This window comes from Paenibacillus qinlingensis (assembly GCF_031455095.1).
Lineage (GTDB): Bacteria > Bacillota > Bacilli > Paenibacillales > NBRC-103111 > Paenibacillus_E > Paenibacillus_E qinlingensis_A.
The window spans coordinates 353,042-374,822 of record NZ_JAVDSB010000001.1 but is presented as its reverse complement, the minus strand read 5'-3'; the positions used below and the strand labels follow the sequence as shown (position 1 = coordinate 374,822).

Annotated in this window: 12 protein-coding genes; 2 read left to right on the top strand and 10 right to left on the bottom strand. The window is 45.5% G+C overall.

Annotation, left to right across the window (positions count from 1 at the left end; all coding sequences use genetic code 11):
* Positions 1–98 precede the first annotated feature (98 nt).
* Entirely contained in the window at positions 99–1,478 is a 1,380-nt protein-coding gene (locus tag J2736_RS01570) for an extracellular solute-binding protein (protein WP_310222862.1), read from the top strand.
* Between the two features lie 80 nt (positions 1,479–1,558).
* Positions 1,559–2,368, top strand: coding sequence for an HAD family hydrolase (locus J2736_RS01565; RefSeq protein WP_310222860.1), 810 nt, complete (start codon positions 1,559–1,561; stop codon positions 2,366–2,368).
* 68 nt (positions 2,369–2,436) lie between these two features.
* Here the strand turns inward: J2736_RS01565 and J2736_RS01560 are convergent, their stop codons facing one another.
* The 10 genes from J2736_RS01560 to J2736_RS01515 all read right to left on the bottom strand — a co-directional run bounded on the left by J2736_RS01560 (position 2,437) and on the right by J2736_RS01515 (position 21,677).
* Positions 2,437–3,303, bottom strand: coding sequence for a protein phosphatase 2C domain-containing protein (locus J2736_RS01560; protein ID WP_310222858.1), 867 nt, complete (start codon positions 3,301–3,303; stop codon positions 2,437–2,439).
* Between the two features lie 13 nt (positions 3,304–3,316).
* Positions 3,317–4,378 (bottom strand): glycoside hydrolase family 130 protein, encoded by a 1,062-nt coding sequence (locus tag J2736_RS01555; RefSeq protein ID WP_310222856.1) that lies wholly within the window; start codon positions 4,376–4,378, stop codon positions 3,317–3,319.
* A gap of 70 nt (positions 4,379–4,448) precedes the next feature.
* Positions 4,449–5,996, bottom strand: a complete 1,548-nt coding sequence (locus tag J2736_RS01550; protein WP_310222855.1) for an extracellular solute-binding protein — start codon at positions 5,994–5,996, stop codon at positions 4,449–4,451.
* Between the two features lie 52 nt (positions 5,997–6,048).
* Positions 6,049–6,927 carry a carbohydrate ABC transporter permease gene (locus tag J2736_RS01545; RefSeq protein WP_310222854.1) on the bottom strand — a complete coding sequence of 293 codons (879 nt, stop codon included), beginning with the start codon at positions 6,925–6,927 and terminating at the stop codon, positions 6,049–6,051.
* Between the two features lies 1 nt (position 6,928).
* Positions 6,929–7,894, bottom strand: a complete 966-nt coding sequence (locus J2736_RS01540) for an ABC transporter permease (protein ID WP_310222853.1) — start codon at positions 7,892–7,894, stop codon at positions 6,929–6,931.
* Between the two features lie 170 nt (positions 7,895–8,064).
* Positions 8,065–10,359, bottom strand: a complete 2,295-nt coding sequence (locus J2736_RS01535; protein ID WP_310222851.1) for a helix-turn-helix domain-containing protein — start codon at positions 10,357–10,359, stop codon at positions 8,065–8,067.
* 120 nt (positions 10,360–10,479) lie between these two features.
* Positions 10,480–11,424 carry a DUF1861 family protein gene (locus J2736_RS01530; RefSeq protein WP_310222849.1) on the bottom strand — a complete coding sequence of 315 codons (945 nt, stop codon included), beginning with the start codon at positions 11,422–11,424 and terminating at the stop codon, positions 10,480–10,482.
* Between the two features lie 109 nt (positions 11,425–11,533).
* A complete protein-coding gene (locus J2736_RS01525; RefSeq protein WP_310222847.1) occupies positions 11,534–12,349 on the bottom strand; it encodes a helix-turn-helix transcriptional regulator in 816 nt (271 codons plus the stop codon).
* A 183-nt stretch (positions 12,350–12,532) separates the two neighbouring features.
* Complete coding sequence (locus J2736_RS01520) at positions 12,533–15,595, bottom strand: S-layer homology domain-containing protein (protein ID WP_310222845.1); 3,063 nt, start codon at positions 15,593–15,595, stop codon at positions 12,533–12,535.
* A gap of 679 nt (positions 15,596–16,274) precedes the next feature.
* Complete coding sequence (locus J2736_RS01515) at positions 16,275–21,677, bottom strand: Ig-like domain-containing protein (RefSeq protein WP_310222842.1); 5,403 nt, start codon at positions 21,675–21,677, stop codon at positions 16,275–16,277.
* Positions 21,678–21,781: the final 104 nt, after the last annotated feature.

Here is a 21,781-nt window from a genome sequence, read left to right as displayed (position 1 = left end):
ACATTCCATTCAATAACATGTATCATACTTGTATTGTAATTGAAAAATGAATAAAATACGACTGCAAATACCAAAAAAGAATGGAAGAATGATACACAATGAAGAGAGATAGCCAATTTCGGTACTCCCAGCTAGCCAACATACTACGCGAACAGATTCTTTCCGGGTATCTAAGACCGGGTCAATATCTGATGTCTGAACATGAACTGTGCAAACACTACGATATGAGTAGAACGTCCGTCCGTAAGTCCTTAGAACAATTATTAAAAGACAACTTCATTGTCAAAAAGGCAGGACAAGGCACAATTGTCTCTCCCGATCTCGTTATTCCCGCGACACAACGAAAAACGCTGCGGATCGTTGCCATCTCCCCTTCCCATTTTGCTGATATCGCTATGCCGATAATCATTGATAGATTTCAACAAAGTCACCCGAACGTAGATGTCAAATTACTAAGCTTACCTGCTCATGATTTTTGGGCATCCATACGGAAAAGCAGTGAAATGGGACTGCAGCCCGACATCATCTTGGTGAGCGATCGGCAGATTATGGAGACAGAGGGGGAAGCGGAAACCTTTTATGATTTGCGAGAGCCGTTAAAAGATTATTTGCCTGCCATGTATCCCCGTTTGGTAACTGCCTTTCGCCGAGACGATACTATGATTGCTGCGCCGGTTACTTTCTCAACCGTTTATCTGGCGTATAATCCGAATTTATTTGATACATACAACGTCGCTCATCCAGGTCCACATTGGACCCAAGAAGATTTCATCCATGCTGCGCAGAAGCTTACAGTAGACACAGATGGCGATGGTATCGTCGATCAATACGGTTTGTCTCTCCATTCCTCTTCAAATCGCTGGCCCGTATTGGCCTTGCAGAACGGTTTCAATTTCAAAGGTACATCGCAAAAAGAACCCCTTATGGCTACGTTAACCTTTATTCATGATCTGCTTTATCGTTTGCGGATTGCTACATTAACATCGCAATATCATGCAACATCAGAGGCTTTCATTCATGAGAAAGCAGGCATGGTGCTGACTACATCCATCGAGCTTGCTGGCTGGAGAAACGAAAATCTTGGCTTTGAACCACAAGTTGCTCCACTCCCCTTTGGCAATGTGAAAGCTACCCTGCTATTGGCTAATGCTTTTATGGTGCCAGCCGCCTGCAACGAGTTGGAGCTAGCCGGCCAATTTCTTCAAACTGCGTTCAACCCTGACGTACAGGACTTAATCGGTAGGACCTCTCAGTTCCTATCTGTCCTGAAGTCCATCAACGAGAAGCTTTGGGATGCGGATATACTTCAATCTCTTCATATTGTGAACGATGCGATTGTGAACAGCTACTTTCAGCATGAGGTATTTGCGGATTGGAGTAATCTTGAGGAGATGGAGGCTGAGATGGGGCTATATTGGGCTGGACTGGAGTCGGCGTCATCTGTTGCTGAGGCAATACTGAATAAGATACTTGCTTAAATGATAGCCAACTATAATTTATTGACTTCTCCTTCGTAATGAAGCAAATTAGGTATAAAACAACATGGAGGCTGTGGAACATGAAGCCGTTAAAAGCCATCATTTTTGACTTGGATAATACGTTATTGTGGGATGAGAGGAGTATAGACGAAGCCTTTCAGGCGACTTGCAGCCTAGCGACGGATGCCGCCATGGTGGATGCACAAGCACTTGAACGTGCTGTTCGCGAAAATTCCTTAGAGCTATTCACTGCTATGGCTTGTTATGATTTTGCCAAAATGATAGAGGTCACCCATCTTGAGGCACTTTGGGGGCGATTCGATGCAAGCAGACATCCTAGCTTCCAAGCACTAGCTCAGCTCACACCTGACTACCAAAAACGTTCTTGGACGCAAGGACTGCTCCAACTCGGCATCGATAACGAACAATTAGGTGAAACACTTGCTGCGCGATTTGCTCAGGAACGCAGAGAACGCCCCTATGTCTACGCGTCTACCTTCGAGGTTTTGAATGCGTTGCAGAATAAATACGAACTGCTGTTGATAACGAATGGCGCACCCGATCTGCAGCAAGAGAAGATCGACAGTATTCCGGACTTAGCGGCCTACTTTGATCATATTGTGATCTCAGGCTCCTTCGGTCGAGGAAAGCCTGATCCCACCATATTCAAGCATGCGTTGCAACTGCTTAATCGGACGGCGGAAGAAACGATCATGGTAGGTGATAATATTGAAACGGATATTCGTGGGGCCATTGGGGTAGGTATGAGGAATGTGTGGATTAACCATGACCAGCGGCCAGCACCGCATGAACTTAAGCCTAGTTATGAGGTCGGAGCCCTCGAGGAATTACTGCTTCTGCCACCAATAGTCCGAACAGAGTCGGACTAATCATTCGGCAAAAATAGGCTGTCTCCAAAAAGTCTAGATCGACTTTTGAGTCAGCCTCCGCCATTCTCTTAAAACTCTAAATAAATCGCTGTTTTATCATCAGATTTCTTTACTCTCGGGAATTGCAGACAATCCGGATCTGCTTCCTCCACTTGAATGAGCCACTCGATATAATTGTCTAGTCCCATGGATGTAACTCTTGAAACGATTTGTTTGAACTCCTCCTCCAAGGAAAGCTCTCTTTGAGGAGCAACAAGGCCATCAGAGAAAAGTAACAATGATTTTAATTGTGTTCGGCTAATACGTCCAAATTCCATGTAATCGGCCAATTCTGGTTCACCATTCAAGACGGAATACCCATTCGGTGTATTCATTAATGCCCTTCCTGCATGGATCTGCGGCTTAACTAGTTCCCATAAATCGTCGCGGGACGTGAGTCCTGAGGCAACTCCTTGTGCCCATAGCTGACGAGTCGGGCGGTCCACAACTTCCAATTGATCACGGGTAATGATCCGAATGGTATCATCTTCATACACCGCGATCAGCATACAATCACCTGAATGTGCGTATTCAACGAAGGTCTTATGTACGCGAACAATGACAGCACAAGCGCCCCATAGTTGTTCTTTACGCGTTACATCCACACCTGCAGCCAGCATCTCTGTTCGTAACTGCTGATTGGCTTGCAGCAGCAGATCTTGTGGAGAATGTTGGTGCTCCACGTTATCCTGGGACATCTCGCGTATCGATTTGGCTATCGACTGGGCAGCCAGATACCCCCCTGTCTCACCGCCTACACCTCGGTAAGGTTCCAACGAAGTAGCTCCATCGATGACACCATAAAGGTGAAGATTGTCGTTAACAAGGAGGGAATCCTCGTTCCAAGCACTGTTCCCCTGTCTTGAGACGGCCTGCATCTTGATATTGGTTTTCATGTTTGTGCTCATACTAACCCTCACAACGTGCCACAGCGATTTTGGAATCGGCTGTTCCATAATAGAGAAGCCACGCGCCATTGTGATAGACGAGTCCTTCAACAAAGCAAACATGATTGATTTGCCCAATAATTTCGTATTCTTTGTCAGGTATTAAGAAAGGTTGAGTCGACCGCGCTATCACAATGCTAGGATCTTTCAGGTCGAAAAGTACTTGTGCAGCACAATATGCCCCTGTCGTATAGTTGGGATCACCATGTTGACCATGATTTTTACTGTTATAGATCAGCAAAATTCCACGTTCCGTAATGATCGCCTGTGGACCAGGCTCAATAAGATCACTATCAAAATGGTGCTTTCTTACAGATAAAAGCGGAAGCAAAAACGGCTCCGAATGGTACCCGCGCGGATCCTCCGCTTCAACTGGCGTCCAGTGAATTAAGTCCAGGGAAGTCGCCGCGTAGATATTGGATTCCCCCCAATACATCCAAAACACACCGTCAATTCGCTCCGCAATGAACTTCTCTCCTACACGTTTGGTGACAATGGCCCCTGATTTACTCCAAATGTCCGCATATTTGCCGTCCAACGCTTGGCCAAAGGCCAATCCATGTTTCGTCCATGATGTTAAATTAATGGAAGTTGCCACACAAAGTCTAGCTTTGATGCCATCATAAGCCGTATACATCATATAATACGTGCCATTTGCATCCTCAACGATACGCGGATCTTCACATCCGCCTTCCCATTCGAGCGCGTTATAGGCATCTTTTTCAGGGAACAATACGGGTTGCGGTTCCTTCTTAAACTGCAGTCCGTCTCTGCTCACAGCATGTCCAATCCGAGAAGTACCCTCGTACTTCCCTACTTTGTCTTCCGCTCGATACAAAAGATGCACTTCGCCATCTCTTACCACTGCAGCTGGATTGAACAAATCCTTCTCTTCCCAGTTTATCTCATTCTCACGAACCGGACAGATAAAGGCTGCCTCAGCTTCCGGAAGCAAAATGGGATTCACCTCATCTGCTTTCATAAATGGGCCTAGTTGCCAGTCCAACTTGTCTTGTCCATACATCGTAACTATTCTCCTCACGTAGAGATGAGGCTACTCCAATTAAGCTTCTGGAGTAGCCCATCATTGTTCATTATTTTTGGGATGCTTTGTATGCGTCTAACTGTTTTTGATATTCAGCAATCACTTTATCGATACCCGCTGCTTTTAGCTTATCAATGGCTGCCTTGCTCTTCGCGTCATAATCCAGCACACCATCGTAGATTGGCATAACATCGGATGTGTAAACTGCCTGAATATTAGACATCTCCGCTTTAACTGAGGTTGGATCGAAGAAGAAGTCAGCAGCAAAGAATGTTTTTGCATTCGGATCTGCGACGAATAAAGCTTTGTTAGCACTTAACGTATTGGGATCAATACGAATGTACTTCAAGTTGCCGATCATCCAGTCATCTTGCTTGTACAAATCTGTCTTGCCATCTGTATCTTTCAAGTATTCAATGCCACGATCGCCGACTTTCTTATACGTCTTGCCTTCGATTCCGTACATGAACAAGTCATAATTCTCCTGTGAGCTATACAACCAATTCAATAGTTTTACAGCTGCTTCTGGATGCTTGCTGTTCACAGCTACAGCGTTCACATTTTTTGCGTTAAACATTCGGTAATGCGGTTTATCCGGATTTAATCGTTGCAAGGTAAAATCTTCGTCTTTCATATTCGGATATGTCTTTTTCATTTCGTTAACGTCATTCGGTGTACCGAACAGGAACGGATACACAGCACTTTTAATTTGCTTGTCGATTTGCTCTTGCTTCACGACCAGAATATCAGGATTCGTCAGTTTTTTCTGGTAAGCGGTACGGAAGAATGCAGCATCCTTCTTGAATTCCTCGGTTTCAGCCCAACTTTTGACTTTGCCGTCTTTATCAATGAAAGCAATCTTATCTTTTACAGCAAAAGGATACGAATCATAGGCACGGTGCAGGACATCCGATGCATCGCGCAAACCTCCACGAATTGGCAGATACGGCTTCGTGGCACTTTTATCTGTTGCCATGACTTTTTCCATAGCAGCCAGCATTTCTTCTTGTGTCTTAGGAACGTCTTTAACGCCTGCTTCATTCAGCATAATACGATTCGCCGTGAAGGAACCGTCTACAGCAGGTTCATACCAGTATGATGGGATCCCGAAAGTCTTCCCGTCCTTTTGCACGCCGCTCCATACCGAATCAGGGATCGCTTTCTTTAATTCAGGTCCGTATTTGGCAATCTCTGGCCCAATATCTTTCACCGCTCCGCGACCAATATAATTGGCTAAGGAAATCATATCGTTCATGACGTGGAACAAATCAAACTCTTCACCCGTGGAAAGCTTAAGGTTCAGTTTTTGCTCCCAAGCTCCCCAATCAATATATTCTTTGACGATTTTCACGTTCACACCGTCTGCTTGCAGCTTCTTATCAATCGCTTCTTTTACTGCCGGCCAATCCTTCGGTTCATTCCCAGGTAAAACATATTTCAATGTGACGACTTCGTTTGCTTTCGCCGTTTCTTTAACGCCCTTCGCATCTGTCGTAGATGTTGCAGACGCTTCAGGTTTATCATTCGTTGAACTGCAGCCTGCAAGAACGGATACTGCCAATAGACCGGATAATGATATCATAGATAATTTCTTCAATTTGACCTCTCCTTTTAATGTAATCTTATATAAACCTCTATGGAGGAAAATATCAACCCTTAACAGAACCTACAACAAGACCTTTCACAAAATATCGCTGAAGAAAAGGATATAAGAACACGATCGGCCCCAGTGTTATTATGACGGTCGCCATCTTGGTTGATTCCGCTGGAGCGGTATATTGGCTGCTTGCACCTGCAGGAATCATGCTGAGCATTTCTATATTGGATCGTATTTTGAATAAAACGTACTGCAGAGGATATAAGCCTTTATCATCGACTAACATGATGGCATTGAACCAGTCATTCCAATAGGCCAACGCATAGAAAAGAAGAATAGTAGCTAACACAGGAACACATAAGGGCAGGTAGATTTGAAAGGCGATTCGCACATCATTGGCGCCATCCATATAGGCTGATTCCCTAAGTGCATGGGGCAGTGCCTCCATAAAATTGCGTACCAAAAACATGTTGAAGGCATTGAAAAGCAGCATGGGTACAATAAGGGCGAACAAATTGTCGACCAGACCTAACTTTTTGCACATGATATACCATGGAACTAGACCACCATTAAATAGCAGCGTAATAAAAAAGTATAAATTAAGACCCCCACGGTATTTTACATTCGGATTGGCGAGTGTATAGGCTGCCATGGCCGTAATCATCACAGCTACCAGACTGCCGACTACTGTGACTGTTATCGTCACCAGATAACTTTTGAGCAAAACCGTCTTATTATTGAATAACGTGCGATAAGCTTCTAATGAAAATTGCTCTGGAATGAGCTGATACCCATGCCGTATAATACTGCTTTCATCTGAAATGGAGACCATCACGGTTAGATACATAGGCAGAATACAAAGGAGAGCATAAATAGTAAGTATGATATAGATCATCATACCCGCTGTGTCGAATCGTCTCAGTGTCTGCATCTTAATAAAGCGCCCCTTCCTTGAAATATCTGCGTGTAAACCAATTGGCGATGAAAACAAGCAGTAAACCTACCGTTGATTGGAATAAACCTACAGCCGCTGCATTGGAGGGATCTCCGATTTGACGAAGCGATCTGAACACATACGTATCAATGACATCCGTTGTAGGGTATAACACACCATTATCACCAATGATGGCGTAGATCATGCCGAAATCCCCATAGAAGATTTTGCCTAAGTTTAGTAACGTCAGAATAGCAATTGTCGGTGCCAAAAGGGGCATTGTAATACGCCAAATTTTGTCCCACCTTGTCGCTCCATCTATTTCTGCTGATTCATAGAGCGAATGATCGATGCCCGTTATCGCTGCCAAGTAAATAATCGAGCCCATTCCCGCTTCTTTCCAGATTTTCATCATGACGAGAATCCAAGGCCATGCCTCCGCTTTGGTGTACCAATTTACAGTTGCCATTCCGAAGAAAGTCAGCATCTGATTGATCATCCCAAAATCAGTGGAAAAGAGGCCATACATCATGTAACTCACAATGATCCATGAAAGAAAATTAGGGAATATCATTGTGGTCTGGGCAAATCGTTGAAACAGCCGGCTTCTAATTTCGTTAAATAAAATGGCGATGAATACAGCGGTAGTCGTGCCTGCGATCAGAAACATCACATTTAACTTCACCGTATTTAGGGTGATGAGCAGCGCATCGTTTGTCTTAAAGAAAAACTCGAAATTTTGGAAACCGATCCACTCACTGCCGAATACTCCCTTCTGGTAATTAAAATGTTGAAAGGCGATCAACAGATAAGGATAGGTGGCATAGGAGAAAATAAAGACATAGACGAGCGCAGGGACAATTAGCAAATATGAAAAACGGTTTTTGAAAAGCTCTTGCCATATTCCCGCTTTTTTCTTTATTTTTGGAACGTTGTCTTTGGTTAACAATGATCTTGTCTGCATCGTAGCACCTCTCGCTTTCGGGTTGCCCTAATCATAGGAGATTACTGAGGTACTGTAAATTTCGAGTATTCGGTTTGCTTTCAATAATTCGTTTTATGGCCTGTTAAAAATAAGGGATGCTATCAAAAAAAGACGATTGCCTGCCGTTAAAGGCACCAATCGTCCTAATTTTACGTTTGTTGTTCGTTTTGCTCTCGAAAGCGTGTAGGAGTTATCCCGTATTTCTTCTTAAATAGTGTTGAAAAATACGACACATTGAAAATCCCGACTTGTTCGCCAATCTGAGCAACGGTATCGTTCGTTCCTGCCAAGCGTGCTTTTGCTTGCTCCATGCGAATATGAGTGACATAATCGTTGAAAGATGTACCCACCATACTTTTAAACATTTTACCAATGTAACCTGAAGTAAGTCCCACTTGATCGGAAACGCTCTCCAGGGAGAGACTTGGGTTATGGTAATGCTGTTGTAAATAGAGCTTAACCTCTTCAATGACCTTTGAGTTCTTGAGAGCTGCCAAGTTTGTTTTATTCTCTTCAATCATATCCACAATTCGAAAGCAGAATTGCTTCATCATGGTTTGAATTTCATCCAGTGTTTCCGCATGCGGAAGCTCATTCATAGCCAAATATAGCTCCTCGGGGTCTGCGTCCCACCATTCCAGAATGCTCTCAAATTCTCGCGTGATCGCCAGATGTAAGAAGCTCACATATTGTAACGTTAGTGAAGGCGAACCACAGCGGGCTAATAGGGTAATCCACTCCGCCAATTCTTTTTGAATCGATTTGGGCTGACAGAGCTTAATCGCATCGATGATTTTGCGCTCTATCGCTGCTGGATAACGTGTATGTTCATCAGGAACCAATAATTTCGTCGCATTTAGGAAACTGCCATGCCCCCAAAACAACTTCATGCCCATATACCTTTGAGCTGATCGATAAGAACTCTCAATATCTCCAATAACCGCAACGACATCGCCGATACTTACCGATATGGATGTCTTGTAATAACCTTTAACAGCTGCCTGAATCTCATTTAGAATAAAATACAACTGTTCATCTGGTTCTTTTTGCTCCCATTGAATAATCAAAGTGATTTCATTTTCTTCAATAATAACCTCATCATTCCGATATATCCTGCCGAGCAGTTCCTGTGCAATATTACTTATGGCAAAGCGAATAAGCTCCCTATCAAGGATACTGAATGTGTTCTTAAACTGATGGTATTGATCAATTTGAAATTGAATAACGGCATAATAGGGACCTTGCATGCGAGAAAGCAACTGCTGTTCAATGTCCTCTGTATAGCCAGACGACTGCGGACGTCCTTTCAGCATGTTGGCGATATATCCATTCTTCAGCAAGTCAGAGGAACGAGAGAGCGTCATCTCCATCGTCTTGGTCACCTGCATTGAATGGGAGAATGCCTCCGATAACAACTTGTACTCGTCCAAACGGAGAAGAGATTTCTGATCTGAATTCTCACTCTCAGTTACTTTGTCTACGAGTGCTTTAATCGGATTATACAAGTTACCCGTTACAATTAATGAGATGCATGCGCCCATAATGAAAAGAAATAATGCGATGAGAAGCATCCAATTCCGAAGCTCATAAATGTTTGAAAGCAATTGATCATAAGGACGAACACTAACAAACACCCAATCAAGGGTTGCTGATTTCACATAAGTAATGAGAAATTTTTCCTGTTCAAGGGATTGAACAAAGCTTCCCTGACTTCCCTCATCCGCTAAAATCCGTTGAACATACTGGCTTTCCGAGAAGTTCTTCATAAATTGTTCTGAATCCGAATGAGAAATCACAGTACCTTTTGAATCGATCACAAAGGTACTCGTATCACGGGACGAACGGCTAATGCTGCTCATCGTATTTTGAATATACGTCTCTTTTAAATCAAGCACGATTGCGGACTTATTTGGCCCCGAAAAAACAGGCTCAGGAATCATTTTGAATGTTAATAATTGAAGTGAAGATCCGTTTCCATCCACGACCTTACGAGGGTAAAAACCAAGATAACCGGTTTGTGTTCTTTCCCCCATTTGCGGGTCTGGTGGCAGAGAAATCACATCTATATACGCCTTATTAATAAAATTATAAATGCTGATATTGGCTAAGAAAGGATATACGCTCTGCATCTTCGTTAAGAGAAGATTAGCGTTGTAATCGGCAATTTTATCATCCACATTCGCATACATAAACGTATTAATCTGATTATCGCTTACAAGCTGATTAGTAATGTTCTGAACTTGTTCGAACACGACATTCGCTGTATAACTGACTTGCGCTAGCATTTCACGAGAAGAGAGATCGATTTCTTTAACGGCTCTTGCCGAAAACATCGAATACAAAATGGTGCACAATAACGTAATCGTCACCATAATTAAGAACAAGTAAGATAAGATTAACCTTCGATAAACGCGATAATGTTGAATACGCTTTAAAAACCCCATGATGCTGTCACCCCTGCGTCCATCATAACTCATTCACCCCCCTGAAGCATCTTTGAAAAAGAGGAATCCATGTCAAAAATCAGTAAAAAACCCCTCCTATTACAAGGAGGAGCCATGTTCTTACCTATTTTCATATTCCTCAAAGGGGTCATCCATCAGCATTTTGTGAGCTTCGGTATCACTGACCCCAGCATACAGCATCGCCTTACCATCCCTCAAGCGATGAAGTCCACCACTGAAAATCACATCCATTAGATCATTCCGCTTGGCAGGCCCATCAGGAAATTGATTGCGTGTAGCGATTATCTTCATTGGACTTCGTTCTAACGTTGTCGGATCGATAGCAAACGTCATCGCATGATAATGGCGAATGTCGCCTTCCTCCATGTAAGCGATATGACCAAGAACACCGACAAGCCCGTTCTTAAGTACATGCGCTTCATTGACGCCTCCCCATTCGTCCTTCCGAAACTGATCAGTAAATAACGTGGCTGCATCGATGACGGATTCATTCAGCTGCTCCAGCCCTTCAATCTCGGTATATCCAATTAAGCCCCTAGCATCACCTACACCCAGCGGACGCGTAAATACACCAATTCTGCCGCTTGCAAGCTCAACAAGACGGATGTCTTTCATATGATCTGGACCGCAGGCAAAATAAGTTAACGATTGTATATCTGCCCCTCTATAGAACAAGGTACGCCATGTTAAGACCTTCTTCGGATTCTCCGTATCAAAGGCGACCTCAACACCACCGAAAACTAACTCCCCGGAGATGAATGTGAAAAAAGGATCCTGTAACGCAAAGGAAACACATCCTTCCCTTGGTATCCATGTGCCACCGCGATTAACGAAAAACATAACCTCTGAACGCTCTGAATCACGAGCCTCCACACGACCCGCAAGAACCATCTCGCTTTCGTCTATAAAAGGAGCCGCAATATTATAGACATCCCTATTGCCAACGTTTGCGAATACAAGCTTTTCCGCATGGTAAGGCTGACTATTAAATGTCTCCAGCAGCTGCTTGGAAGACTTTACTTCATTACCTATAGAATGTGCCACTTTACCTTCTCCATTCCTAACTGAGATGATTTTGATCATAAAGTAGGAGTAGTGAAAAGTAAATTTCGAATATTAGGAATGACTTTGAAAATAAGTACTCGCCTAACACTCACTTTCTTGCCGTCCTCCGAAACTCCCCTGGTGAAACGCGATACAACTTCTGAAACAGCCGGTAGAACGATCGTGGCTCCATGCCGACTTTCTCCGCTACTTGCTCAATGGTCATTTCTTCATTTTCAAGTAAATGTGCGGCCTGGTCCAATTGAACTTTCAAGATGTACTGATAAATCGAATCGCCTAATTCATTCTTGAAAAGCTTGTTTAAATGCTGAGCCGTGTAGCCGAATCTCCGGGATATCCCGTCTAACGTAAGCTTTGTGGAGTGATGAACGTAAATGTAGTTGATGATTTTCTGAATCGTCAACTTCGGCGCTGCCGGTTGGGCAGCCGCGCTTGTCGTTTGCAGCTTCAGCTCCGCCAATAGGGCATAAATCGTCTCCGACGCTAGCAGTGCACGTTCATGCTCATGCTCGTATTTGTGCAGTGTATGGACTAAAGCTTGGATCCGTTGCGTGGAATATGCGGAGAGGGACTTATTCAGCGACAAACGAAATTGCAGCAGCATCGACAGATGGCAGTCAAATCGAATGACAGCAAGCTCCGTTTGATTCTCCAATACGGCAGCTTCAACTTTTGTGTAGGGCATAATAATCATGACCTGATCCGCCTGCAAGATACATGCTTGATCTTGCAACCGAACCTGACTCTTTCCCTTACAGCATAAGATCAGCTGACTGTAACTAACGCCTTCTGCCACATATCCAGTATTGAGATGGTGAAGATATATCACCGAGTTAAGACGGAAAGGCAGCGATAAATGGGCAGGAACGAGATGTGAACTCCTATCGTAAGATAACAATGGCATGACCCCTCTCTTCTTTGAATCAACCAATAGATAGCGCTTCCATTTGTATTATACTATAACAATATATAATTTTAGTTTAAAATACAACATAATTTTAATTTAATTTTAGATATTTTTAATTTAATTTTAATGAAAAAATGCAGTTCGTCTCATCTCGAGACAAACTGCATTTCAAACTTGCGATTAATTGCTGATAATCACTCTTGTCGTAGTTGATTTCCCGTTGGCAGTAACAGCCGTCATCGTAAAGCTTCCACCGCTTACACCGCCATCGTAGATGACGTCCACTTGGTTATTCACGCCTTCTGTGCTGTTGGAAAGCGTAACGGTTAAGCCTGGTGATACGTCATTTACCATATAGATCACTGGCGCCACGTTTCTGAACAGCGCAAGATTGGCATTTTTAAACTCGTCGCCATATTGATCTTTCACGGCAACATCCCCCATGATAAACCACGCGAGTTGCCCATTGGCATCAGACTGCTTAAATGTCTTACTGGAGCTGCTTGAAATGGATTGAATCGCAATGGCATCGCTTTTCACAGTAACCGTCGAGCGAACGAAGTCCGTTTCTCCTTTCGGCGTCGTATAGATGGCCGTTATGTTGGCTGTGCCTGCTTTATTCCCTAGCACGTACACTTTACCACCGGAAACCTGGAGATTAGCCGTGCTGTAGGTGTCAGAGACAACCGAGACGATCGTGTTAGGGACTTTGACCTCATTAGCCCCAGCATCTTTCGCGGAGAGTGACAGCGAAATGCCCAAAATAGAGGAGTCTACTACCGTAGCAGCCGGAATATTTTTGGTCAAATCATTGTCGAGCGTACTAAACAAATCTCTCGCACCGTTGAGGCTGTACGTTAATTTCTCAGTCACAGGATCGAGTACCTGGAACTTCATTGATTTGGTACTAACCGCCTCATCCAACACATTGCCGAGGATAGCGCCGCTAAAATCGCGTTTACGTAGCTGAAACTTGGCTGTTACGGTAGCATTCTTCGCTGCGCCAACAGGTGTAAATTTAAACTCCTTATCGCTGAAGGCGCCAATCGCAAGCTCTTGTGAGCCAGGAGCCAGCGTCAAATCACCTGAATAGGTACCGATATAGTCCGAGGAAGGCATTACCGTTGCATACACGTCGTACGTCACGGAGCGCCCGTTCTCAATCAGATCAATGCGATTGCCGGATTGCGTCGTAGCAAAGCCAGTAATCGTGCTGCCATATTGATCAACAATTTGAAGTTTCCCGTTGTTATCCGCCGTATTAACGGCTTTTGAAGCTAGATTCGTTGCAACTCGCAGCCCTACAGGATAACGAGCATCCGAAACTGGAAGTGTCAATTGCGCCTGACTGTTCAAACCGATGCCGATCAGAGCTATGAAAATATTCGCAATCCCTTTGCCCTCTAGCTTCTTAATGTAGATCTTCCCTTTATTCGGACCATCAATTACGATTAGTCGTTTGGCATCGAGCATCACGGCTGGGACATCTCCGGATTCACCAGTCACCACATTACCACCCACAGATACGGTAAATCGGCCATCCTTCGCATTTTGAGCAATATCGTCTGCTGTTAATTTATTGCCTTCAGCATCATAAGCGACAATTTCGATATATTTGTTGCTGTCACCAGCCGCCCATGTGTCTCCTGGCTGCACGAGCTCCACCTTGTTCGCCATCGCCGTTGCCTTCGTCGTAAGCTTGGCTGTTGCGGTTGTATTGCCGCCGAAGACTTGAACCGTATAATCGCCGCCAATCTCCACCTTGGCATCCGCTTTAACGACGACATCGTCCACACCATCCAGATTATCATCTGTAATTTCCGCTTTTAACTTCGATTCGTATGGAGCAATGGATACCATCGGTGGAACAACCGAACCTGAATCTTTCGTAATGATGGTGCCATATTGGTCATACTGGGTTAGTGCAATAACGGCTGTATCTCCCGCGACCGACAGGGCCGTTTTGTTATTTTTATACGTTACCGTACCTAACTCAACCTTCGATAGGAGCGGTTGTACGCCTACTGTAAATGTTTTCGTTGCCGAAAGATGTTCCATGTTATCATAAATGTTAACGGAGATCTGACTCGCATTAGAAATCAAGCCTGCATCCGAGGTGTTCAGCTGCACATATAGCTTGCCGTCATCCGTTTTGGCAACTGTTGCTGCCTGGGTCGTTGTCGCATACACCGTGTAATTCGCACTGGAGAACGTTGCTGTCTCCCCAAATTGATTGGTTGGCTTTACTTCCACCCTGACCTTCGGTGATTTCGCAATCGTATCCCCACTGTTCACAAACTCAAGCTTGACTACCTTCTCTGCTGCCCCTTTGAGCGTCCCTGTTGCTTTGTCAATCGCCGTCGCATCTAACCCGCCTAGTGTAACGGTATAATCACCGTCCATCATCTTGACATCGTTCAGCACGAGCGTAGCTGTTTTTTTATCATCTGCCCACGTCGCTGTCGTTGCGACGCTGGTCGTCCCTCTCGTCAGGGCAAGAGTTGCCTTCGCCGTATCCACATCGCGATTCAGAACGACTGAAATCGTTTTGGCACCGGTTTGCTTCACTTCTTTAATCGAAGCCTTAGCTGGCTTGCTCGCTTGCTCTACGACCTTAGCTGCCAGATAGGCAGCCGCCACAAGATCACCTCGCGTCGCTTTCTTAGCCCCGTCTAGACCGAGATCAACACCGTTTCCTTTGGCCACTTCTAAGTAGCCGTTAAACCAAGGATCCGTTTCTTTGACCTCGCTCGCTTTGCCGAAACCACGAACAAGAATAGCCGCCAGTTGGCCAATGGTTACAGGCTCATTCGGTGCAAAGGCACCGTCCGCTACGCCGTCAACGAGGCCTTTTGCTTTTGCCGCTTCAATGAAAGGAATCGCCCAAGCTGCCGCTCCGTCTTCCGCACTCACATCGGTGAAAGTAGATACCGCTTTCTCATCAACGGCAAGCTTAAACACTTTTGCAGCCAGCTTTGCAGCCTCCGCACGTGTCATTTGCCCCACAATGTCAAAAGTATCCCCTTTTCCATCCATGTAACCCAGTGCAAGAAGGGCATCAATTTGCGTTTTCAGCCCCGCCTCCAAACTTGCCAGATCTTTAAAATCCGCTGTCGTTTTCGAAGCCGCCACGGATACTGCAGGCGCTGTCGTACCTTGTACGGGTTCAGCAGCAAAAGCCGTCGAAGTTAATAAGGTAAATGCGAGCACAGCTGATGTCAACACAGTTAAATGTCTTTTCATAAGTTCAAAATTCCTCCCCAATTCTAGCTAAACGTGCGATAGCGATATCTGGATATCATCATTCGTCCTCTTCAGTGTAGCGGAAGCCTAAAGAAGATGTGATGTACGGAATGAACATGATTCTGGTGAATTTGAAGATATATATCTTCAAAATAAACAGGTGAAAACTTCCTTTTCGACATCCTATTTTGCCTAGAAACTGCCTATAATAGAAATATACCCTTCTTCCATACAACCAAGGATTTCAAATCATGTTTCGGTAGTTCAGCGCCTTCTCCTCCGAATTGAATGCGCTTTCTTATAACTCCCTTTTAGGGAGTTTTTTTTGCATGCAGGATTTCCTCTATCGCCGAGGCTGTCCTTTACATCTTCCCTCGCAACGCAAAAAGCTGTCCCAAAAGACCTTAAATGACGCAACTATTTTAACGTTACGGGACAACGCTAATCCGCGCTATTGGACGACTAGCTGAACAATAACGTTATGCGATAACGCTAAAAGCTCCAAAATCGAAGTTTCCTGCGTATTTCAACGCTTTAGCGTTATACCATCACTTTATTTCCAGTAAAAATGAGAAAACACGCAAGATAAGATGATGCCATCACCTTAACTTGCGTGCTTTTCCGAGAAGCAAAGGAGCTTAGCAGGTACCATGTATCCAACCTCTAAGCTCCTTTTTCCTTATTTGGTTACGGTGACTTTGAGCTTCTCGCTCGACGTAATCCCCGCGCTATTCACTAGTTCCGCTCGGTACTCGTACAAGCCGATACCTCGGCCTGCTATTAAGCTGGTCACCGTTTGAGCATTAGGCGTCGCTGCTGATAACGATTTTGAATCCACCAACACCCCATTTTCATAAAGCCGATACTCCGTGGCATTAGTTCCCCACCACAGGTTCATCGTCACTTGATAAGTCCCGTCTCCATCCCAATTATTGTGCGAAATCACCGGTTTACCTGGCGCTGCATCAGTTACGGAAACGACAAGCGGTGCACTTGTTGTCTTACCAAATGTATTCGTCAACTCCGCCGTATACGTATACGTCCCGTTGACTTTGCCTTTCACGTCAAACTTAGCCAGCTGCGCTGCAGGAGCTCCATCCGTCAAAGTCTGCGTTTGGATCAAGACACCATTCTCAAACAATTTATACTCGGTACCGTTATTGCCCCACCACATGTTCATGGTGACGGTGTAGTTACCGTCCTTCAATCCCGCTGCGTATCCGCTCGTGTCAGAGAGGACAGGCTGCCCAGGCTTTGCTGTCGAAGGAGGTACTACAACATGAACGGTAACTTTATTCGATGATACGGTTACCCCGTTCCACGTCACCGCAGCAAAAATTTGCGCTGAACCTTTTGCAACCGCAGTAATTTTACCCTGTGCATCTACAACGGCTACCAAAGCATTGCTTGTGCTGTAGGCAATTTTGGCGCCAATTAATGACGTAGAGACGCCACTGCTTAACATGCCCTTGACGCGAGCGATTGTCCCATCCCCCGGTTGCAGCGAGACAGCGTCAACAGCAAGCACCGCTTGACTGAGTTTATTCAGCGCTGCGGAATTGACGATGCTGACACCGTTGTCTGCACCCGTGATACCGCTGGTGTCAGGCCGTACGTTCACCGCCATGGAAGAAAAAACGCCCATCCGGTCAATTTCATTACCGACAAATGTCACATCCTCCGCGTTGTTCACCCAGATGACAGAAGAAGGATCAATGCCTTTGTCTGCGCCGTTATTGCCTGGCTCTTGCAGATGCGTACGAAGAAACTGGTTATTTTTCACCGTCACATTTTTAACATTGCTTAGGTTTAAATTAAGGCCGTTGACACCATCGAACGTGTTATTTTCAATCGTGATATGAGAGAACGCTTTCTCGCTCTTCACATTACCGGCAGCAAATCCAATTGCGCCCGCCTGATCGGACCAAGGCATATAATGATGATAACCAGTCTCAAGAATGGTATTATTGCGAATAATTAGATTGTTCCCCGCTCCCGCATGCGAATCAGTCACAACTTCCGGGGAAATAATGATGGCTTTGTCACCGCCATGGAAAATGTTATTTTCAATGAGGCCATCACCGGCTTTCAGCAACATGCCCCGTCCTGGGCTGTAAATATCGTTATTGCGGAAAACAAAGCCATTGCCCATACGATCCGGGCTAAAAATAAAGTCCTCTGTCTGGAAGGGTGACGGACGATCCAGCTTAATTTTGTAGTACGTTTCTTCCGCAAAGCGCCATGGGGTCCAATCCGCTGCCTCATTAATTTTTTGCAGCAGTGCTGGATCCATGCTCACAGAAGCTTTCATCACTTTTTCTACGGAGGTCACAATCGCTTCTGGGGAAGAATTAAATTGTCGTAGTCTATCCCCCGTTTTCACTCCTTGACTGCCATCTCGCATAACGATGACAATTTCATCGCCTTGCACCTTCACGACACCATAATCGCCAGATTGGATACTAAAGCTGTCGTCACCAGCGTTGCGAACGACCGAGTTTTCCACGATCGGTCCTTTGTAGGACGTTTTGAACTGAATTCCGTCCCATACTGCCGTTAATAAAGGTGTTTCTGTCGCTCCTACTGGCGCAGGGCCTGGAATGAGCTTGAAACCGTCTAACACGGTGCCGCCCTCACTTCCTGCTTCTAGGAAGCCGAAACCAGGGGCTGTATGTTCCGTTACATTGCGGAACACAATACCGCTGCTGCCGCCAACCGTAATACCGTGGGGCGCTCCGCCCGGAGCTTGACCGCCAGCCATTGAGACCGGATCGCCAACGTTCACATTGGTTCCCACACCGTTCAGGGAAATGCGCATCGTGCCGTCTTCATTCCATGCGGCCGTCGTGCCCCATAAATGATTAATGCCGTGCTTTTGAAACTTCGTCACAGGATCATAGATCGACAATCTGGAGAATAGCTGTCTCGGATAACCCGCAGAAAGCTCAATATCTAAATAGGAGAGGTTCGGTGCAATCGCCTTGACATGCCCTTGGGTAAATGGCAGTGGGTCGTAATTAAATGTAAGGCCACTGATCGTCACATTCGTGCTGTTCGATACTTCGAGCATACGCGTTAACGTTGTTCCGATCACCGTCACACCGTCACCGATAATTTCCAAGTTATGTGCATTGGAGATTGGAATGATGGTCGAACCGGATTTCGGTGAGATGCGGTACGTATTTGGCGGAATAACAAGCTGACTCTTCCCTTCCGCAACCGCAGATGCAATTATCGCTTGAATATCCATGACAGCGACCAATCGCTGCATCATGTCCAGCGCTTCAAAACGTGTCACAGCGCCTTGCGGATTAAACTGTGTCGGATACGTATCCTGCGGATAGACGATGCCAAGCTTGCGATCTGCCTGTACATAAGCTGCAGCCCATGCTTGAATTTGGTCCTTATCCGAAAGTGTGCTGATGTCGCCAAGCACGGCATCTTGCGGCATGGCACGATTATAACCATTGATTAGCATCGATGCTGCTTCTTCACGCGTAATAGGAGCAATCGGATGCAGGCTGCCGTTCTCAATCAGATGACTATCGATAAGTGCGTTATCGTGTGCACTTTGCAAATCATCGGCATATCCCGTCCCAGAAGCCACATCATTAAATATACCTTGATAGGGTACACTCGGTAGTTTCAACGTTTGTGTCAACATGAATAACAACTCGGAACGATTGACAGCTCCGGAACCGTCCACCGTAATCTGACATTGATCCGTTAATCCACCGTCTGCGGTCGTGGCAGTTATCGTCGCCGTACCAGGTCCGATAACCGTGACGAGCCCGTTACGTACAGTCGCTACCTTAGGATTGCTCGATGCCCAATAGAGTGCCGAGTTGGTTACATTCGCAGGTGTAATAACAGCATGCAGCGTAAGCTTTTCACCTATGCCAGGCTGCAGCTGATGTTTATCTAAAGTAATTTGTGTTGGTGATATCGTTTCCGTCACCTCCGTGTATTTCAGCACAGGCTCCCACTGAATATCATCAAAGCCGTTCGCATGATCCCCACCGCTATTCGCAATAAAATATAAACGATCTCCCTTTACGACAGAGACGGTAAAATCTGGGAATGTGATGCTTTCTTTTGCAGCAAGTGAGACCCATTCTCCCTCTACTGGCCAAATCTGCGTATCATTCTTCATCAACTTTAATCTTGCGCCGCCATACGTATTCGGATGAATTGTGATCGGCTGAGCCGCTGTCACCGTTAAGCTTCCGGAGTCTGGTGCAACAAACGTACGGGACGTATCTGCCTGCGAACCCGGTGTCACTTCATTGCCAGATATTTTTCCCCAGTCCCAATTGTTGCCTGTCTTCCACCAATTGCCACCACTGAATACTGGCAAATCTGTGAAAAACTCGTCACCGAACGCACGATACTGATAACGCCAATGGTTCTCGCCTTGTACACCAGCGAAGCCCCAAGTAGCTCGGTACGACGGAGAACCCACTACAACGATTGTACAGCTGTCGCTTAGTCCGCCATCCATTGTCGACACCGTAATCGTAACTGTTCCTTGAGCCAACGCTTTGACCTGACCATTCTCGACTACCGCAACCTGCGGATTGCTGGAGGTCCAGGTCACATTGGCATTGGTCACATCACTAGGTGCTACAACCGCATGGAGGGTAAGTGTGTCATCCATATTCATTTGTATATCATGCTGATCCAGCGTCACTTGTGTCGGTGAAACCGAATTTACAACTTCCGTGTAGACGAGAACTGGATCCCATACCATATCATCAAACCCATTCAAATGGTCACTGCCGCTGTTGGCAATGAAATACAGGCGATCCCCCTTGGAGACAGTCACAGACAACGGTGAGAACGTAATAACTTGCTTAGCAACAAGGGACTGCCACTCACCGCTCGCTGGCCAAATTTGCGTATCATTTTTCATAATTTTCAACCTTGCACCACCGTACGTATCCGGATGAATCGTAATCGGCTGAGCCGCTGTAATCGTTAACGTGCCGCTCTCCGGCGCCATAAAGGTACGCGAAGTATCCGACTGCGATCCTGGTGTTACACTCGTTTTAGTCAGCAAACCCCAATCCCAGTTACCTGATGCTTTCCACCATTGATTGCCGGCGAAAGATGGCAAATCGGAAAAAACAGAAGCATTGAACGTACGATATTGATAGCGCCAATTATTACTCCCCTGTACGCCGGAATATCCACTCGAAGCTTTGAACGAAGGGAGAAATCCTGTAACAGTTACTGTACAGGTATCCGTCAGGCTGCCGTCCATCGTCGTTACAGTAATGGTTGCTGTACCATTGGCTAATGCTGTCACTTGACCATTCACAACCGTCGCAACTTGCGAATTGCTAGAGCTCCAGAACAAGCTTTGGTTCGACGCATTGCTAGGCAACACGGCAGCTTGCAGAGATGCAGACTGACCTACTGTAAGCTGTAAAGCATGCTGATCCAGCGTCACTCCCGTTGGAGAAACCGCTTCCAAGATGTCCGTATACGAAATCACAGGATCCCACTGTATATCATCGTGACCATTCGCATGATCTTGCCCACTGTTTGCCACAAAATACAACCGATCTCCTTTATACACGGAAGCGGTCACACTTGGGAAGTCGAGTGGTTGATTAGCAGCAATGGGCTGCCAGTCTCCCGTAGAAGGCCAGAGCTGTGTGTTGTTCTTCATGATTTTCAGTCTTGCACCGCCATAAGTTTCCGGATTAATGGTAATCGACTGTGCAGCTGCAATGGTAACATTCCCCGTTTCGGGTACAAGGAACGTACGAGCTGTATCTGCCAGGGATCCAGGCGTCACAATGGTATTCGTTAATTTCCCCCAATCCCAGTTATTCGTCCCTTTCCACCAGTTATTTCCAGAAAATGATGGCAAATCTTGATATTCCGTCCTATCGAAGGGGAGGTATTGATAGCGCCACTGCTGATTCCCTTGCACGCCAGAGTAACCGGTTGAAGCTTGGTAAACCGGCAGTGCAGGCTCATTGGCATTCGTGTTCATATGGAAAGGCAAGCTGCTTACTACCATCATGATGGCCAACATAATGACAAACATTTTGCTTGTTCTGTTAGACTTCATACGTAATATTCCCTCACTTTTAGGCAAATGACGCCCGGACCTCCGAACGGCCATTGCCTTAGATTAGTTGCTTTTACCCTCACTTAAAAAGAAAGAGGCTGCCC